This is a genomic window from Mycobacterium sp. TH-M116 (assembly GCF_057473685.1).
The window spans coordinates 1-16548 of the sequence record NZ_JBYCLC010000115.1; the positions used below are offsets into that span (position 1 = coordinate 1).

17 protein-coding genes are annotated in these 16548 nt (G+C 67.8%); 10 read left to right on the plus strand and 7 right to left on the minus strand.

The annotated features are described in order from the left end of the window. Positions 1–94: 94 nt before the first annotated feature. From AC2VOK_RS05700 to fgd, 4 genes are read right to left on the minus strand one after another with little or no spacing between them, the layout of a single operon-like run. Positions 95–964: an endonuclease domain-containing protein gene (locus AC2VOK_RS05700; protein WP_428899610.1), complete on the minus strand. Its 870-nt coding sequence runs from the start codon at positions 962–964 to the stop codon at positions 95–97. A gap of 57 nt (positions 965–1021) precedes the next feature. After that, positions 1022–2176, minus strand: coding sequence for an acetate kinase (locus tag AC2VOK_RS05705; protein WP_428899611.1), 1155 nt, complete (start codon positions 2174–2176; stop codon positions 1022–1024). Continuing rightward, a complete protein-coding gene (gene pta, locus AC2VOK_RS05710) occupies positions 2166–4262 on the minus strand; it encodes a phosphate acetyltransferase (RefSeq protein ID WP_428899612.1) in 2097 nt (698 codons plus the stop codon). The genes AC2VOK_RS05705 and pta overlap by 11 nt, the downstream gene beginning before the upstream one ends. Positions 4263–4273: 11 nt before the next feature. After that, positions 4274–5284 carry a glucose-6-phosphate dehydrogenase (coenzyme-F420) gene (gene fgd / locus AC2VOK_RS05715; RefSeq protein ID WP_428899613.1) on the minus strand — a complete coding sequence of 337 codons (1011 nt, stop codon included), beginning with the start codon at positions 5282–5284 and terminating at the stop codon, positions 4274–4276. Between the two features lie 94 nt (positions 5285–5378). Between fgd and AC2VOK_RS05720 the strand changes: the two genes are divergently transcribed. Next, a complete protein-coding gene (locus AC2VOK_RS05720; protein WP_428899625.1) occupies positions 5379–6119 on the plus strand; it encodes an MBL fold metallo-hydrolase in 741 nt (246 codons plus the stop codon). Here AC2VOK_RS05720 and AC2VOK_RS05725 read toward each other — a convergent pair whose 3' ends face one another. The 3 genes from AC2VOK_RS05725 to AC2VOK_RS05735 all read right to left on the minus strand — a co-directional run bounded on the left by AC2VOK_RS05725 (position 6120) and on the right by AC2VOK_RS05735 (position 10263). After that, a complete protein-coding gene (locus tag AC2VOK_RS05725; RefSeq protein ID WP_428899626.1) occupies positions 6120–8402 on the minus strand; it encodes an MMPL family transporter in 2283 nt (760 codons plus the stop codon). A gap of 83 nt (positions 8403–8485) precedes the next feature. Then, positions 8486–9616, minus strand: a complete 1131-nt coding sequence (locus AC2VOK_RS05730) for a polyprenyl synthetase family protein (protein WP_428899614.1) — start codon at positions 9614–9616, stop codon at positions 8486–8488. A 284-nt stretch (positions 9617–9900) separates the two neighbouring features. Then, a complete protein-coding gene (locus AC2VOK_RS05735) occupies positions 9901–10263 on the minus strand; it encodes a DUF3054 domain-containing protein (RefSeq protein WP_428899615.1) in 363 nt (120 codons plus the stop codon). A gap of 69 nt (positions 10264–10332) precedes the next feature. On the opposite strand from AC2VOK_RS05735, the gene AC2VOK_RS05740 reads away from it, so the two are divergent. The 9 genes from AC2VOK_RS05740 to AC2VOK_RS05780 all read left to right on the plus strand — a co-directional run bounded on the left by AC2VOK_RS05740 (position 10333) and on the right by AC2VOK_RS05780 (position 16405). Further along, on the plus strand, positions 10333–11079 hold the full coding sequence (locus AC2VOK_RS05740) for an SDR family NAD(P)-dependent oxidoreductase (RefSeq protein WP_428899616.1): 747 nt from the start codon (positions 10333–10335) through the stop codon (positions 11077–11079). Between the two features lie 16 nt (positions 11080–11095). After that, positions 11096–12283, plus strand: coding sequence for an acyl-CoA dehydrogenase family protein (locus tag AC2VOK_RS05745; RefSeq protein ID WP_428899617.1), 1188 nt, complete (start codon positions 11096–11098; stop codon positions 12281–12283). 14 nt (positions 12284–12297) lie between these two features. After that, on the plus strand, positions 12298–13443 hold the full coding sequence (locus AC2VOK_RS05750) for an acyl-CoA dehydrogenase family protein (RefSeq protein ID WP_428899618.1): 1146 nt from the start codon (positions 12298–12300) through the stop codon (positions 13441–13443). Positions 13444–13452: 9 nt separating this feature from the next. Then, positions 13453–14100: a TetR/AcrR family transcriptional regulator gene (locus tag AC2VOK_RS05755; protein WP_428899619.1), complete on the plus strand. Its 648-nt coding sequence runs from the start codon at positions 13453–13455 to the stop codon at positions 14098–14100. After that, a complete protein-coding gene (locus AC2VOK_RS05760; protein WP_428899620.1) occupies positions 14100–14741 on the plus strand; it encodes a hypothetical protein in 642 nt (213 codons plus the stop codon). Before AC2VOK_RS05755 ends, AC2VOK_RS05760 begins: the two co-directional genes overlap by 1 nt. A gap of 63 nt (positions 14742–14804) precedes the next feature. Next, positions 14805–15047, plus strand: coding sequence for a ribbon-helix-helix domain-containing protein (locus AC2VOK_RS05765; protein WP_428899621.1), 243 nt, complete (start codon positions 14805–14807; stop codon positions 15045–15047). Further along, positions 15044–15475 (plus strand): TA system VapC family ribonuclease toxin, encoded by a 432-nt coding sequence (locus AC2VOK_RS05770; protein ID WP_428899622.1) that lies wholly within the window; start codon positions 15044–15046, stop codon positions 15473–15475. Before AC2VOK_RS05765 ends, AC2VOK_RS05770 begins: the two co-directional genes overlap by 4 nt. 310 nt (positions 15476–15785) lie before the next feature. After that, positions 15786–16019, plus strand: coding sequence for a DUF433 domain-containing protein (locus AC2VOK_RS05775; protein ID WP_428899623.1), 234 nt, complete (start codon positions 15786–15788; stop codon positions 16017–16019). 92 nt (positions 16020–16111) lie between these two features. After that, positions 16112–16405: a DUF5615 family PIN-like protein gene (locus AC2VOK_RS05780; protein WP_428899624.1), complete on the plus strand. Its 294-nt coding sequence runs from the start codon at positions 16112–16114 to the stop codon at positions 16403–16405. The last annotated feature ends 143 nt before the right edge of the window (positions 16406–16548 follow it).

Below are 16548 nucleotides of genomic sequence, written 5' to 3' on the forward strand. Positions count from 1 at the left end.
AGCTGCTTGCCTCCCTCTTCCCAGCTGCTTGCCTCCCTCTTTGCCTCGAGTGTGAATCCTGGGCGGCGACACGCCGACGCGGCCCGCCCCGTGTTCACACTGAAAGTCGTGAGTTCACACTCGATGCGGCCAACGCCGCGCGGACGCGGCCGACGATGCCGGCGGGGCGGTCCTCGGCGACCACCCTGACCACGATCCAGCCCATCCGCTCGAGCATCTCGATCCGGCGGATGTCCCTGACGTATTGGCGTCGATCCGTCCGATGCTGGTCGCCGTCGTACTCGACGGCGACCAGCTGCTCCTCCCACCCGAGGTCGAGATAGGCGAATACGGTGCCGTCCACGTCGGGCACCGGGATCTGGGTCTGCGGCCGGGGTAGGCCGGCGTCGATCAGCAGCAGCCGCAGGTAGCTCTCCCGCGGCGACTGCGCACCCGCGTCGACGAGGCCCAACGCGGTCTCCAGCTGCCGCAGTCCGGGTGACCGGGGATGGCTTTCGGCGATGCGCAGCACGTCGTCGGCCTTGACACCCGTTGCGCGCGCGAGCGCGTCCAGCCGGACGACCGCCGAACGGAGGGCGCCGCGCCGGCCGATGTCGAAGGCCGTCCGCTGCGGTGTGGTGGCCGGCAACCCGTCGATGGTCTGCGTCTCGCCGTCGCGCAGCGCGTAGCGGCGGGTCACTATGCCCCGGGGCGGACGGTTGCCGGCCCCGACCAGCTCGACGGGGACGTCGTCGGGAATCCACTCGGTGCCGTGCAGCGCGGCCGCCGCCGCGCCGGCGACGGTCGCCGACCGTTTCGACCACAGCCATGCCGCGGCGATGCGCTGCCAGAGGGAGGGTGGGCCGTCGTCGGGCAGGTAGACGTTCGGGAAGACCGCTCGGTGGCGCGTCCGTAGCTGGTGCCTGCTCAGCCTCCCGGACGCCAATGCCACGCTGCCGACGAAAGGTTCTGCCGCATCCCGCATGCCGCGAACGATCGCACGCTCACGGGTCGGCCCGAGTACCGCTGTGCACAGGCTCGCTCAGCACGACAATGCCCGCACGCAGTCGTGCGCGATGGCCAGCTCCTCGTCCGTCGGAACCACCAGCACGTCAATCGGCGAGTCGTCGGCCGAGACCCGGCGCGGGCCGTCCCCCGCGGCGAAATTGCGCGCGTCGTCGATCACCAGGCCCAGTTCGCGCATACCGGCCAGCACGTCGCGGCGCACCGCGGCGTCGTTCTCGCCGATGCCGGCGGTGAAGGTGACCGCGTCGGTGTGCCCCAGCACCGCCAAGTAGGCGCCAACGTACTTGCGCAACCGGTGGATGAACACGTCGTAGGCTAATCGGGCTGCGCCGTCCCCGGATTCGATCATCTGCGCAAGCCGGCGGAAGTCGCGCTCACCGGCCATGCCCAGCATCCCGGACCGGTGGTTGAGCATCGACTCGATCTCCTCGACGCTCATGTGCGCGGCGCGCGACAGGTAGCCGAAGACACCGGGGTCGAGGTCGCCGCTGCGCGTACCCATCACCAGGCCCTCCAGTGGGGTCAGCCCCATCGAGGTGTCCACGGGCCGTCCCCGCGCGATCGCCGACGCCGACGCGCCGTTACCCAGATGCAGCACAATCTGATTCAGCTCGTCAACCGGTCGGCTCAGGAAATCCGCGGCGCGCCTGCTGACGAAGTGATGCGATGTGCCGTGGAACCCGTAGCGGCGGATCGCCCATGTCCGGGCCAGCTCGCGGTCGATCGCGTAGGTGGCCGCGGCCGCGGGCAGTTCGTGGAAAAACGCCGTGTCGAACACCGCGACGTGCGGCACGTCGGGCAGCAGCCGGCGGGCCACCTCGATTCCCCGGATCGCGGGTGGGTTGTGCAGCGGCGCAAGGGGCGAGAGCTCCTCCAGCCGCGCGATCACGGCGTCGTCGAGGACCGTGGGCCGGTAGAAGGTCGCGCCCCCGTGCACGACCCGGTGCCCGACGGCCGACAGCCCGCACCCGTCCAGGTCGATGCCGTCGGAGGCCAGCGTCTCGAACACCCGGCGCAGGGCCGCGTCGTGGTCGGGAATGCCCGAGGACGGCTCCCCGATCCGATCCACCTGGCCCGATACGCGGGCAAAACCCGAATCGGGTTCGAGCAGCCGGTACTTCAGTGACGACGAGCCGGAATTGATCACCAGCACCAGGTGGTTACCGGTCATGGACACCCTGCGCCTGGATCGCGGTGATGGCGACGGTGTTCACGATGTCTTCGATCAGCGCGCCGCGGGACAGATCGTTGACCGGTTTGCGCAACCCTTGCAGCACCGGGCCGATCGCAATCGCGCCCGCGCTACGCTGCACCGCCTTGTAGGTGTTGTTGCCGGTGTTGAGGTCGGGAAAGATCAGCACCGTCGCACGGCCGGCCACCGGTGAGTCGCGCAGCTTCGTGGCGGCCACTGAGGGCTCCACCGCGGCGTCGTACTGAATGGGGCCCTCGACCGGCAGACCGGGTTCGCGGTGACGTACCAACTGCGTTGCTGCCCTGACCTTTTCGACATCGACACCGACGCCGGAGTCGCCTGTGGAGTACGACAGCATCGCCACCCGCGGCTCGATACCGAACCGGGCGGCGGTGCGCGCCGAACTGATCGCGATGTCGGCGAGTTGCTCGGGCGTCGGGTCGGGGACGATCGCACAGTCGCCGTAGGCGAGCACCCGGTCGGGCAGGCACATGAAGAAGACGCTGGACACCACCGAGACGTCCGGAACGGTCTTGATGACCTCCAGCGCCGGGCGAACGGTGTGCGCCGTGGTGTGCGCGGCGCCGGACACCATTCCGTCGACCATGCCGTTGAACACCAGCATGGTGCCGAAATATGTTGCATCAAGCATGATCTCGCGAGCGTACTCGACGGTGACCCCCTTGGCCGCACGCAACCGGGCGTACTGGCCGGCGAACCGCTCACGCAATTCGCTGGTGCGCGGGTCGATCACGTCGGCCCTGCCGAGGTCGACACCGAGTTCGGCCGAACGCAGGCGGATCCGCGCCTCCTCGCCCAGAATGGTCAGGTCGGCGACGCCGCGCTGCAGCACGCGTCCCGCCGACTTGAGGATCCGGTCGTCGTCACCCTCGGGCAGGACGATGTGCTTGCGATCCCCCCGCGCCAGTGATGTCAACCGGTGGATGAACATCTGCGGCGTGGTCACGCTCGGGAACGGGATCGCAAGCTGGGCAAGCAGATCCGAGGTGTCGACGTAGCGGTCCATCAGCTCCAGCGCGGTGTCGATCTTGCGCTGCGAGGTCACCGTGACCCGGCCCCGCGCCGAGGCCGCCGCACTCGCGGCGTCGTAGGTGTCCAGCCCGGTCGCGATGATGGGCAGCCTCAACCGCAGCCCGGCGACCAAGGCCGCGATCGACGGGTGCAGCTCGAAGCCGCCGTTGAGCACGATGCACGACAACGCCGGGAAGCCCTCGGCCGCATGCGCGCTGGCGACGGCAAGCACCACGTCGGAGCGGTCGCCGGGGGTGATCACCGCCATGCCGTCGCGCAGGCGTTCCAGAACATGGTCGGCGGTCATCCCGGCGGCCAGCACACCGGTGACCTCCCGTTCCCGCAGCGGCTCCTCGCCGCTGACCGGCGTCCCGGCCACGGCCCGCTCCAGTTCTGCCACGGTCGGCGCCGAGAGCAGGGGTTCCTCGGGCAGCACATAGGCACTCAGGCCTGACGGCGCCAGCGCGGCGGCGACCGCGGCGAGCTGGCCCGGCCGGCACCGGTTGGCCACCACTGCCGCGGTGTGGGCGCGCTGGGCGGACAACTCGGCCACGCTGACCTCGACGACGCGCGCGACGTCGTCGGGGGTGCGTTCTCTGCCGCTGACCGTCAGCAGCACCGGGGCGCCGAGGTTGACCGCGATGCGCGCGTTGACCGAGAGCTCTGCGGGGCGGGCCACGTCGGTGTAGTCGCTGCCGACGATGACGACGACGTCGCAGGAATCGGCCATCGCGTGGTATGCGTCGACGATGTCGACGATCGCGGCGTCGCTGTCGGCGTGCCACTGCGGGTAGGTCACCCCGACGCACCGCTCGTAGGGCAGGCCGGCGGTGGCGTGCCCCAGCAGCAGTTCCAGGATGTAGTCGCGGTCCTCGTTCAGACGCGTGATCGGCCGGAACACGCCGACTTTGGCGACGTTGGCGCTCAGCCGGTGCAGCAGCCCGAGCGCGATCGTCGACTTGCCGGTCTCCGGCTCGGGCGCCGCGACATAGATCGCCGAAGTCCCGGCGGCGCCGGGATGGGCAGGAGCCACCTGGGCGCCTTTCAGGCCAGCCGGCGCAGCCGGGGCGCCAGGTCCTTCTCGAACAGCTCCAGGAAACGCCGCTGGTCGTGGCCGGGTGCGTGAAATACCAGGTGGTTCAGGCCCCAGCCGACGTAGTCCTTGACCTTCTCGACGGCCTCGTCGGGGTCGGACGCGACGATCCAGCGTTTGGCGACCTGCTCGATGGGCAGCGCGTCGGCGGCCTTCTCCATCTCGATCGGGTCGTCGATGCTGTGCTTCTGCTCGGCGGTCAGCGACAGCGGCGCCCAGAACCGGGTGTTCTCCAGCGCCAGCTCCGGATCGGGGTCGTAGGAGATCTTGATCTCGATCATCTTGTCGATGTCGTCGACGTCGCGACCGGCGGCCGCCGCGCCCTCGGCCACCGCGGGCATCAGCTTGTCCTGGTACAGCTCCTCACCCTTGCCGGAGGTGCAGATGAAGCCGTCGCCGGCACGTCCGGCGTACTTGGCCACGGCCGGGCCGCCCGCGGCGACGTAGATCGGCACCCCGCCCTCGGGCACGTCGTAGATGGAGGCGCCCTTGAGCCGGTAGTAGTCGCCGTCGAAGTCGACGCGGTCGCCTCGCCACAGCTCGCGCATCAGCCGGACCGATTCGCGCAACCGGGCGAAGCGCTCCTTGAACTCCGGCCACTCGCCGGAGTACCCGGTGGCGATCTCGTTGAGCGCCTCCCCGGTGCCCACGCCGAGAAAGACGCGGCCCGGGTACAGGCAGGCCATGGTGGCGAATGCCTGCGCGATGACGGCGGGGTTGTAGCGGAAGGTCGGGGTGAGCACCGAGGTCCCCAGCGTGATCCGCCTGGTGCGCTCGCCGACGGCGGTCATCCACGCCAGGGAGAACGGGGCGTGCCCGCCCTCATGCCGCCACGGCTGGAAGTGGTCACTGACGCTGGCGCTGTCCATGCCGTGGTCTTCGGCGGCGACGGCCAGTTCGACCAGCTCGCGCGGTGCGAATTGTTCGGCGGACGCCTTGTATCCGAGTTTCAGTTCAGCCACCTGTTCTTTGTACTCCTCGTGGGGTGCGCGACGGCGCCGAGCCGGGCGCAGCGGGTCGCCACGTATCAGATTTACACTCTCGGGCATGGGACGGGTGCCGACTCTTGTTCAGGTCACCGACACCGTGCACCTCGCCCGAGGCGAGGCCGTCAACTGGACGCTGGTCGCCGACGGCACCGGAGTCATGATGATCGACGCCGGCTACCCCGGTGATCGGGCGGGCGTGCTGGCCTCGCTGCGCCAGCTCGGCTACCACGCCGGCGACGTGCGCGCCATCCTGCTGACGCACGCGCACATCGACCACCTGGGCTCGGCGATCTGGTTCGCCAACGAACACCGGACCCCGGTGTACTGCCACCCCGACGAAGTGGGCCACGCCAAGCGCGAATATCTGGAACAGGCTTCGGTTTTCGATGTGGCCCTGCGTATCTGGCGGCCACGGTGGGCGGCCTGGGGGCTGCACGTGGCGCGCAGCGGGGGCCTGATCCGCGACGGCATCCCGTCGGCGCGGCCGTTGACCGCCGAGACGGCCGCCACGCTGCCCGGCCAGCCGATCGCCATTCCCACCCACGGGCATACCGGCGGCCACTGTTCCTACCTCGTCGACGGCGTCCTGGCCAGCGGTGACGCCCTGATCACCGGCCACCCGCTGCTTCGCCATCGCGGGCCACAGCTGCTGCCGGCGATGTTCAGCCACCGACAGCAGGACTGCCTGCGCAGCCTGAAGGCACTGGCGTTGCTGGACACCGACGTGCTGTTGCCCGGCCACGGCGACGTGTGGCGCGGCCCGATCCGCGAGGCTGCCCGGCAGGCACTGGCGCTGGAGAGCCCGTAGTCAGTCCCCCCACAGCCGCCCCCGCCGTCCGAAGCATGCCATTGCACCGCCGATTGGCACCGGAGGGTGCGCAGGGGCCGACGAGCCCGCGCAGTCGGCGCAGTCGGCGACGAAACGCTGGCGCAACCGCAGCAGCGGTCCGGGCGCCCACCAGTTCAGGCCACCGAACAGATGCATGAAGGCCGGCACCAGCAGCATCCGCACCAACGTCGCGTCAACCAGAACCGCAAGCGTCAGCCCCGCGCCGAACATCCTCATGAATGCCACGTCGGCGGTCATCAGCGCGGCGAACGAGATCGACATCAACAGCGCTGCCGCGGTGATGACGCGACCGGTGTGCGCGACGCCCAACGCGACGCTCTCGTCGTTGGCGGCTCGTGTTCGGGAAGAGCCCAGCCAGTATTCGCGGATGCGCGAGATCAAGAAGACCTCGTAGTCCATGGACAACCCGAATGCGATACAGAACATCATCGCCGGAATGGTGGCCACCAGCGTGCCGCTCGGTGTGGTGCCCAATGCCCCGAGGTGGCCGTCCTGGAAAATCCATACCAGCGCGCCGAAAGCCGCGGTGAGCGAAAGAATATTGAGCAGAACCGCTTTGATCGACAGCACCACGCTGCCGGTCAGCATGAAAAGCAACACCAGGGTGACCACGGCGATGAAACCGAACACCATCGGCAGCCGTGATGTGATCGCAGTGACAGAGTCCCGGTTGGTCTGCGCGTTTCCGGTCATCAGCACCGGCAGGCGACCCGGGGGCACGACCGAATGCAAGCGGTCCAACTGATTTTCCGAATCGCGCGAGTACAGCGGTGCGGTGGTGCTCACCGTCAGGAATGCGCTGCCGTCGACCAGCCCGGCCGGCCCCGAGGGCGGGCCCTTGCGCGCACCGGCGACGAACGTGCCGGTCGGGGACGACACCGCCGCAACGTCGGTCACCCGTGACAGCTGTGCGGCATAGGTGTCGAGCTCTGGCTTCGCCGGCTCCGTGATCACGGGTATGACGACCGTGACTCCCGTTGCCGAATCCGCCCCGAATTTGCTGCGGACCGCCTCACTCACCGATCGTGCCGACGCCGATGCCGGCAGCACCCGCTCGTCGGGATTTCCCCATTTGACATGCAAAAACGGCACCACCAGCACGAGCAGGAGAATCATGATCGCCCCGCCGACCGGAACGGCACGCCGGATGGCGAATCTGGCCGTGCGGTACCAGAAGTCTTGGGTGATCGGCCGCGGCGAAGGCTCGGGGCGGCGGGACAACCGACGCAGGAAGTGCCGGACGTTGAGTGAGTCGATTCGATCCCCCAGCACGACGATCACCGCCGGCGCCACCACCACCGCCGCCAAGGCGGACAAGGCCACCACCGCGATGCCGGCGTAGGCGAACGACTTCAGGAAGTACACCGGGAACAGCACCATCGGCACCAGGGCCAGGGCCACGGTCATCGCCGAGAACAGCACCGTGCGACCCGCTGTCGCCATGCTGCGGACCAGCGCGACGTCGCGTCCACGACCGTCGGCCAGTTCGTCGCGATAACGGCTGATGATCAGCAAGGTGTAGTCGATTGCCAGTGCCATCCCCAACGCGGCCGCCACGTTGAGAGCGAAGATCGACACGTTGGTGACCAGTGCCAGCGCTCGCAACACCGCGAGCGAGCCCACGATCGCAAACCCTGCCACGGTCATGGGCACCGCCGCCGCCAACAGACCACCGAAGACCCATACCAGCGCGATGAAGCTTGCCGGTATCGCGATGGATTCCATTCGCAGCAAGTCATTTTCGGTTCGCTGCGTGATCTGCGCGTAGAGCACGGCGGGGCCGCCGGCACGGACCGTCACCCCGCCGCGGTCGTGCGCCAGCCGGTCGGCCAGCGCTTGGGCATGCCGGGGTGCGCTGTTCTCGTCGCCGTTGAGCCAGGCCACGACCAGCGCGGACTTTCCATCCCCACTGACCGTCCCCGGCGGCGGCGTCGGCGCATCCCAGGGCGACGCGACCTGCGTGACAAACGGCGATTTGGCGAGCTGGCTCACGATGTCGGTGCCCACCGACCGCGCGGGGCCGTCTGTGACACCGCCGTCCGAACTCACCAGGATCGTCATCTCCAACTCGCCCCGGTGGAACTTCTGGGCGAGCAGCGCTGCGGCACGGGCGGATTCGGATGCCGGGTCGACCATCCCGCCACCGGACAGGCTGCTCGCCGCCGGCAGGCCGAAGACTGCAGCGGCGGCCACGAGGATGACCGCGGCCGCGATGACGCGTCGCGGAGAGGCCAGCGCCATGCGGGCAAGTGCCGTGAACGGGTCGCGCCTGCGGCGGTGACGCCCGGTCGCGCGTTGCGTCACCGGTCTGGGCATCGTGGTCGTCATTGCGAACGCACCCCGCACGCGCCCGCGAGGTCGGACAATGCGTCACGAACCGGATCGCTGATGGGCATGTCCGCCAGATATTTTCGCGCGGATGCGAGCCTGCACGCGACCATGTCCTCGATTCTCTCCAAGGCACCGGTTGCAATGATCAGCGTTCTCCAGCGGTCGAGTGCGGACTCGTCGAGCTCTTCGGTGTGCATCAGTGCGACGAGCTCTCGTCTGGTCGGTGCATCCGCGAGCTCGTAGGCGCTGACCACCACGCTGGTCGCCTTGCGTTCGAGCAGGTCTCCGCTGTTGGGTTTGCCCGTTTCGGCCGGCGCGCCGAACACCCCGAGCACGTCGTCGCGCAGCTGGAAAGCCTCGCCGACGGCGGCGCCGTAGCGGCCCAGTTGCGCCAGCAGCGAATCGCCGCAGCCTGCCATTGCCGCCCCGATTTCCAGGGGGCGGCGCACCGTGTAGTTGCCGGACTTGCGGCGAGCCACGTCCAGCACGGCTTCCAGCGAGGGCAGTTGGCGGACATCGATCACCAAGTCGGCGAATTGGCCGACAGCCAACTCGGTGCGCATGGCGTCATAGCGCGGCCACGCCCCCTGCAGACGGCGTGATTCGATGCCGCTTTCGCGCAGCATCTGCGCTGCCCAGATCAAGCAGAGGTCACCCAGCAGGATGGCCGCCGACTCGCCGAATCGACGCGAACCGGACAGTCCGCGTTCGCGATGCCACCGCTCGAGTCGCAGGTGCACTGCCGGACGGCCTCGCCGCTCGTCCGAATCGTCCATGACGTCGTCTTGGAGGAGCGCGAACGCGTGCAACAACTCAAGGCTCGCTGCCGCCTTCAGGGCCGCGCCACTGGGCGGGGCGCCGCACAGCCAGCCCAGATACATGAACGTGGACCGCAGGCATTTGCCGCCGGACACGAACTCGGCCAGGATCTCGCCTACCTCGTCAAGGCCCGCGACCACGAGGTCGGCGGTGTGCACCTTCACGAACTCGCCGACCACATCGAGCACCGCCGAGCGCAAGCCTGACCGCCACTCGGCGTGTCCGGCGGCAGGCGGCCACGAACAGGGCTGCCCGGCCGACAGGCCCGCAGGAGGCGCCGGTGACAGCACGCGCGTGTCGTCCACGGCGGCCAAGACACTCGTGGCCGGCTGCCCATTAGACCGGATAGGACTCACGTGCCCACACTCCTCCCCACAACGCTTTGATCACCAAATGGTCACGACGCTACGCCCGTGAAAGTTCAAGCATCGGGGTAATCGGTAAGTTAATTGACTATTAACTTACTTAAGCAATGGTCACGGGGTTATTGCTCAAGGAGTCGAGCCCCTGCGGCGGTTGGCATCGCCACCCGGCGCCAGAATCGCCGGCCCTGCAACTCTGCACACCGGCGTCCCCGCAGCGCCGTCGGTCAGCGATCCGCGTCGCGCGGCCGGGCCAGCCTCACCGCGGCCCGCCAGCCCAACAACAGCACCGCGGTGACCGAGGCGGCGACCACCACGAAGCTCGCGGCAACGCCGGCCGACGTGACCTTGCGCAACACCATGCCTACCACGACGGTCGACAACCACACGACGACCCCGGTGGGCATCACCGCCGTGGGTCGCCGCCAGCCGCGCGACGCCACCCACCCCACGACAGTGCCGGTGAGGAAAGGCCACGCCGTGGTGGCCACGCCTGTCACGGTGATGCCCTCGTCGTGGCTGCGGCGCCCGAGGGCGCAGAACACCAGCACACCGACGACGTCTACGACCAGGTAAGCCAGCCGCCGCATGCAGCGAGACTACCCGGCCGGGCCGTCACCCTTGACCGCGTTGCCGCGGTGAACCTAGATTCGTCGGAAATGAACAGCTATTCACAGAGCGGGATCGCGGTGGTGACCGGCGCCGGGTCGGGCATCGGCAGGGCGATCGCACTGGCCTTGGCCGCCCGCGGCAACCGCGTCGTCGCTGCCGACCTCGACGAGGCGGCCGCGGCGGCGACCGCCGAGCAGCACCCCGATCTGATCATCGCGCTGCCGGTCGATGTCGCCGATCCCGCCCGCGTAGACATCCTGCGCGACCGCACCCATCGCGAAGCAGGCGTGCCCAGCATCGTCGTCAACGCCGCCGGATGGGACCGAACCGACCAATTCCTCAATGCCACACCAGAATTCGCAGCCAAGGTAGTGGCGATCAATTACCTCGGACCGGTGCACGTGTGCTCGGCGTTCTTACCGGGCATGATCGAGACGGGTTCCGGCGGGCGGGTGGTCAACGTCGCCAGTGACGCCGGCCGCGTCGGCAGCGCGGGCGAGTCGATCTACTCCGGCGCCAAGGGCGGGGTGATCGCGCTGACCAAGTCGTTGGCCCGAGAGATGGCCCGCCACCAGGTCACGGTGAACTGCGTGTGCCCCGGCCCCACCGACACCCCGCTGTTCCACGCGCAACCCGACAAACTCAAAGAGGCCCTGGTCAAAGCGATCCCGTTCCGCCGCCTGGCCCGGCCCGACGAGGTCGCCGCTCCGGTGCTGTTCTTCGCCTCCGAGGCGGCGTCGTTCATCACCGGACAGGTGATCAGCGTGAGCGGTGGACTGACGATGGCCGGCTAGTGGCAGGCTGAGCCGCATGAGCATTCAGACACCGCCCCCCTTCGACCGCGACGACCCGCTGGCCTTGGACGCGTCGTTGTCCAGCGACGAGATCGCCGTGCGCGACACCGTCAGGAAGTTCTGCGCCGAGCACGTCACCCCGTACGTCGCCGACTGGTTCGAGGCCGGGGACCTGCCCGTCGTGCGGGAGCTGGCCAAGCAGTTCGGCGCGCTTGGCCTGCTCGGGATGCACCTGCACGGCTACGGGTGCGGCGGCGCCTCGGCCGTGCACTACGGCCTGGCCTGCACCGAGCTGGAGGCCGCCGACTCCGGCATCCGGTCGATGGTGTCGGTGCAGGGCTCGCTGGCGATGTTCGCGATCTGGAAGTTCGGCTCAGAGGAGCACAAGCAACAGTGGCTGCCTGGCATGGCCGCCGGCGAGCTGCTCGGCTGCTTCGGGTTGACCGAGCCCGACGCCGGGTCCGACCCGGGCGCCATGAAAACCCGTGCTCGCCAGGATGGCTCGGATTGGGTGCTGAATGGGCGCAAGATGTGGATCACCAACGGCTCGGTCGCCGACGTCGCGGTCGTGTGGGCCGCCACCGACGACGGGATCCGGGGCTTTCTGGTCCCCACCGACGCCCCAGGGTTCGCCGCCAACACCATCCACCACAAGTTGTCGCTGCGGGCCTCGATCACCAGCGAGTTGGTACTCGACGACGTCCGGCTGCCCGCCGACGCGATGCTGCCCGGGATCAAGGGACTGCGCGGTCCGCTGTCGTGCCTGTCGGAGGCGCGCTACGGGATCATCTGGGGATCGATGGGTGCGGCACGCTCGGCGTGGCAGTCCGCCCTGGACTACGCCACCCAGCGCACCCAGTTCGGCCGCCCGATCGCCGGGTTCCAGCTGACCCAGGCCAAGCTCGCCGACATGGCGCTCGAGCTGCACAAGGGGCAGCTGCTCTCGCTGCACCTGGGACGGCTGAAGGACAGCGTCGGCCTGCGCCCCGAGCAGGTCAGCTTCGGCAAGCTCAACAACACCCGCGAGGCGATCAAGATCTGCCGCACCGCGCGAACCATCTTGGGAGGCAACGGAATATCGCTTGAGTACCCGGTGATCAGGCACATGGTCAACCTCGAATCGGTGCTTACCTACGAGGGCACGGCCGAGATGCACCAGCTCGTGCTCGGCCAGGCCTTCACCGGCACCGACGCCTTCCGCTGACTCCGAGGACCCACATGGCAGCCCTGGAATACACCCCCGAGCACCACCAGTTCCGCGCGCTGGTAAGCGATTTCGTGCGAAAGACCGTCGTCCCCAACCACGAGCGCTGGGAGCGCGACGGCCAATGGGGCCGGTCGCTGTTCAGCGAGGCCGGAAAGCTTGGGCTGCTCGGGTTTTCCGTACCGGAGCAGTTCGGCGGCGCGGGCGTTGACGACTTCCGCTACAACGCGATCGTCATCGACGAGCTGCAGCGGGCCGGGGCGGCCGCCGAGTCGATCGCCATCTCGCTGCAGAACGACATCGTGCTGCCCTATCTCACCGACCTCACCACATCCGAGCAGCAGCAGCGCTGGCTGCCCGGGGTGGTGACCGGGGAAACCGTGCTCGGGATCGCGATGACCGAACCCGGCGCCGGCAGCGACCTGGCCGGCATCCGGACGTCGGCGACCCGTGACGGGGACTGCTACGTCGTCAATGGCGCCAAGACGTTCATCTCCAACGGCCAGTGCGGCGACCTGTTCGTCATCGCTGTGCGCACCTCCCCGGATCGGCACAAGGGCCTGTCGCTGCTGGTGGCCGACGCCGACACACCGGGCTTCTGCCGCGGCCGCAACCTGGAGAAGATCGGCCTGCACGCCCAGGACACCAGCGAACTGACGTTCACCGACATGCGCGTACCCGCCGCCAACCTGCTGGGCGCGGAGGGCGCGGGTTTCTACCAACTGGTGGGCAATCTGCCGCAGGAGCGGCTCGCTCTGGGGGTAGGCGCCGTCGCAGCCGCTGAGGGCGTGTTGGCCCAGACACTGGACTATGTCCGTGACCGCACGGCGTTCGGCTCACCGATCTCCAGCTTCCAGCACAGCCAGTTCGTGCTCGCCGAACTGGCCACAGAAATCGACATCGCCCGAACATTTCTCGACGACTGCCTGGCCGAGCACCTCGACGGCACGCTGACCGCCGCGCGGGCCGCGAAGCTCAAATGGTGGACCAGCGATTTGCAGGTGCGCACCGCCGACCGTTGCCTGCAGTTGCACGGCGGATACGGCTACATGCGCGAGTACGCGGTGTCGCGCGCGTTCGTCGACGCCCGCATCCAGACCATCTACGGCGGCACCAACGAGATCATGAAGACGATCATCGCCAAGGACTTGGGTATCTGAAGGCGTCTCATGGCGGTCGACTACAGCGAGCTTCCCGCCGGGGAAGCGGTGCGCGCGGCGCGGGCCAGCTCGCGTCGCCGCCAGCTGCTCGACGCCGCGGTCACGGTCATGGGCCGCAGCGGTTTTCACCAGATGTCCATGCAGGACCTGGCCCGCGAGGCCAAAGTCAGCGTGGGCCTGATCTACAGGTACTTCGGCGGCAAGGAAGACCTGCTGCTGGCCACGATCGTGCGGATTCTGGACGTGTTCCGCGACCAGTTGGCGCCGGTGATGTCCGCCGCCGGCGACGACGTCGTCGACCAGTTGACCGCCGGCATCCGCCGCTATGTCGAGATCGTCGACGAGAACCTCGACGGGGTGGTGCTGACCTACCGGGAGAGCCGAACCCTGGGGCCCGCCGGGCGCGCGCAGATCAAGGAGCTCGAGATCGCCAGCGCGGCACCGCTGCGCGCGTCCATCGAGAGCGGGATCGCCGCCGGCGTGTTCCACGACGTCGACGTCGACCTCGCGGTGTTCGACATCGTGCTGATCGCCCACGGCTGGGCGCTCAAGCACTGGCACTTCGGCCCGATCTACACCGTCGACGAATACATCCGGCTGCAAACCCGCCACGTGCTCAACGCGCTGCTCGTCGGGGAGGCACAATCGTGGGCGTGATGAGCTCTCGGACCGTTGCCGTTCTCGCCGCGTCGATACTGATCGCTGTCGCCGGCCCGGGCGCGGCGCATGCCGATCCCACCGCCACGCTGCCCCCGCTGACCTCCGGCGGCGGGCCGATCATCGGCGGCGGCGCCAGCGCCGGGATCGCGAAGCAACTGATCGACCTGGCCAAGCCGGACATCCAGCAGGGCGACGGCACGGATGCCGCCAATTTCATCAGCGCCGCCGCCTCGGTCACCGACCAGGAGCTGGCGGCCCCGTTCAGCCTGCTGCACCGGGCGCTGTCGTGCCAGAAGGACAACGCCGGGTTCGGTGCGCGGGCCTACCGACGCGCCGACGGCACGTGGGGCGGCGCAATGCTGGTCGCCGCCAAGAGCAACGTCTCGAACGGCTCGAGCGGCGGCTCGAACGGCTTGAACGACGCCAGCGTCGCGGCGTTCAAGCAGTGCGTCATGACCAACTGGCGCCGGGCCAGCGCGGGCGGGGAACACACGATGTGCAACGGCAGTTGGGAGACCCCGACCAACGGCGACCTGCGCAAGGTCGAGACCTACTACATCCTGCTCGCCGGCACCTCCGCCGACTTCTGCGTCGACCTCAACGACACGCTCAAGGACAACGCCCGTGGGTGGCCGTGATCGAGGATGAGATATCCAGCCAGTCGACCGTCCTCCCTGAACTGATGCACTAGCATCAGATGCATGCGCACCACACTGTCACTCGATGATGACGTGCTGCTCGCGGTCAAGGAACGCGCGCGCCGCGAGAATCGCACGGCAGGCGAGGTTTTGTCCGATCTTGCCCGGCAGGCGCTGACGCAACAACAAAACTCCGATCCTGGCACGGGAACGGAAAGCTTCCACGGCTTCGAGCCCTTCGGGCACCGGGGGCCGGCGGTGTCCAATGCCCTTGTCGACCGGCTGCGTGACGAGGAAGCCGTGTGACGCGCGCCCTGCTGGATGTCAATGTCCTGATCGCATTGCTCGACAGCGATCATGTCGATCACCATCGTGTTCGCCGATGGATCGACGCCGAGATCGTCCATGGCTGGGCCTCATGTGCACTCACGCAAAACGGCTTCGTTCGAATCATCAGCCAGCCGCGATATCCCAGCCCCGTTCCTCCTTCACGGGCCATCGCCACATTGGCGCGGGCCGCGTCGACCGAACATCACGAGTACTGGCCATGTTCGGTCAGCCTGCTCGATGACGAGCTCATCGACCGCTCACGGTTGCACGGGCACCGTCAGGTGACCGACGCTTATCTACTGGCCCTGGCGACCGCCAATGGCGGCCGGTTCGCGACTCTGGACCAGTCCATACCCCTCGACGCTGTCCGGCACGCCGACACGCACAACCTGACGCTGATCTGATTTCGCCCTTCGGGCACCCCTGGTGCACCGGCACCGCGCCGTCTGGCCGGGAACGCAGTTCGTGCCACACATGCGAAACAAGCACCGCACCAAGGTTAAATGTCTGTGCTGTTGCGGTCCAAAGTCGTCAATAAAGCTGCTGGTAGAACCACTGGTGCGCACATGGGGCGTTGTTGAGGACATCTGAGGTCACCCACTTAAGTGGGACCAATGGTCGATTCTGAAGAGTGGGGCGGGCCGACGGAGTTACTGCGTGCACGAACCAGCGACGCTCCTATGTGCGTTCCAGCCGAACCGATACGCTGGTTGTATGTCGCGCCTCGACCGGATTACCTCCGACCCGGCTATCTGCCACGGGAAACCGGTGGTTCGGGGGCTACGGTACCCGGTCACCGACCTGCTTGACCTTCTCGCCTCCGGCATGACCATCGAAGACGTTCTGGCAGACTACTCCGATCTCGAACGGGAAGATCTGCTTGCCGCGTTGGAGTTTGGAGCGCTGGCTACTGGTCATCACAAGGTTCTGCCATTCGATGCGGCGTGACCCGATGGGCACCGCATGAGGTTTCTCATTGATGCTCAGCTCCCCCAACGCTCGCACAACTCTTACAGGGATCGGGCTACGATGCCATCCACGTGTCGGCGCTACCGGCGGGCAACAGCACCAAGGACGCGGAAGTTGCCCGCGTCGCTGATGACGACGAGCGGGTACTTGTCACCAAGGACCGAGACTTCCGAGAGAGCCATCTGCTCGCGCGCAAGCCACGCGCGTTGCTCATCGTGACGACAGGAAACATCACGAACCGCGAACTGCGGGCGTTGTTTCAGAAGCATCTTGAGGCCATAGTCGACTTTCTTAGCGGTGCCGCGTTGGTGGAACTCGCCCACGACCGCCTTATCGCACACTCTGGCGAGCCGCCCAGTCCGTAGCCGGGGGGTAGATTCACGACTTGTCACCAAGCTCAGGTGTCTCTGTCGCTTTGACCGTGAGTCCTTGACAAAATGGCTGGTGAAAGCTTCGACGGGCGCATGGGGTGTTGTTTGAGACATGCGAGGTGGGCCAGACATGTCTG

Coding starts and splice junctions, on each gene's coding strand:
- AC2VOK_RS05700 (WP_428899610.1), bottom strand. CDS start 964: ATGCGGGATGCGGCAGAACCTTTCGTCGGCAGCGTGGCATTGGCGTCC.
- AC2VOK_RS05740 (WP_428899616.1), top strand. CDS start 10,333: ATGAACAGCTATTCACAGAGCGGGATCGCGGTGGTGACCGGCGCCGGG.
- AC2VOK_RS05765 (WP_428899621.1), top strand. CDS start 14,805: ATGCGCACCACACTGTCACTCGATGATGACGTGCTGCTCGCGGTCAAG.
- AC2VOK_RS05745 (WP_428899617.1), top strand. CDS start 11,096: ATGAGCATTCAGACACCGCCCCCCTTCGACCGCGACGACCCGCTGGCC.
- AC2VOK_RS05735 (WP_428899615.1), bottom strand. CDS start 10,263: ATGCGGCGGCTGGCTTACCTGGTCGTAGACGTCGTCGGTGTGCTGGTG.
- AC2VOK_RS05775 (WP_428899623.1), top strand. CDS start 15,786: ATGTCGCGCCTCGACCGGATTACCTCCGACCCGGCTATCTGCCACGGG.
- AC2VOK_RS05725 (WP_428899626.1), bottom strand. CDS start 8,402: ATGGCGCTGGCCTCTCCGCGACGCGTCATCGCGGCCGCGGTCATCCTC.
- AC2VOK_RS05760 (WP_428899620.1), top strand. CDS start 14,100: ATGAGCTCTCGGACCGTTGCCGTTCTCGCCGCGTCGATACTGATCGCT.
- AC2VOK_RS05705 (WP_428899611.1), bottom strand. CDS start 2,176: ATGACCGGTAACCACCTGGTGCTGGTGATCAATTCCGGCTCGTCGTCA.
- AC2VOK_RS05755 (WP_428899619.1), top strand. CDS start 13,453: ATGGCGGTCGACTACAGCGAGCTTCCCGCCGGGGAAGCGGTGCGCGCG.
- AC2VOK_RS05750 (WP_428899618.1), top strand. CDS start 12,298: ATGGCAGCCCTGGAATACACCCCCGAGCACCACCAGTTCCGCGCGCTG.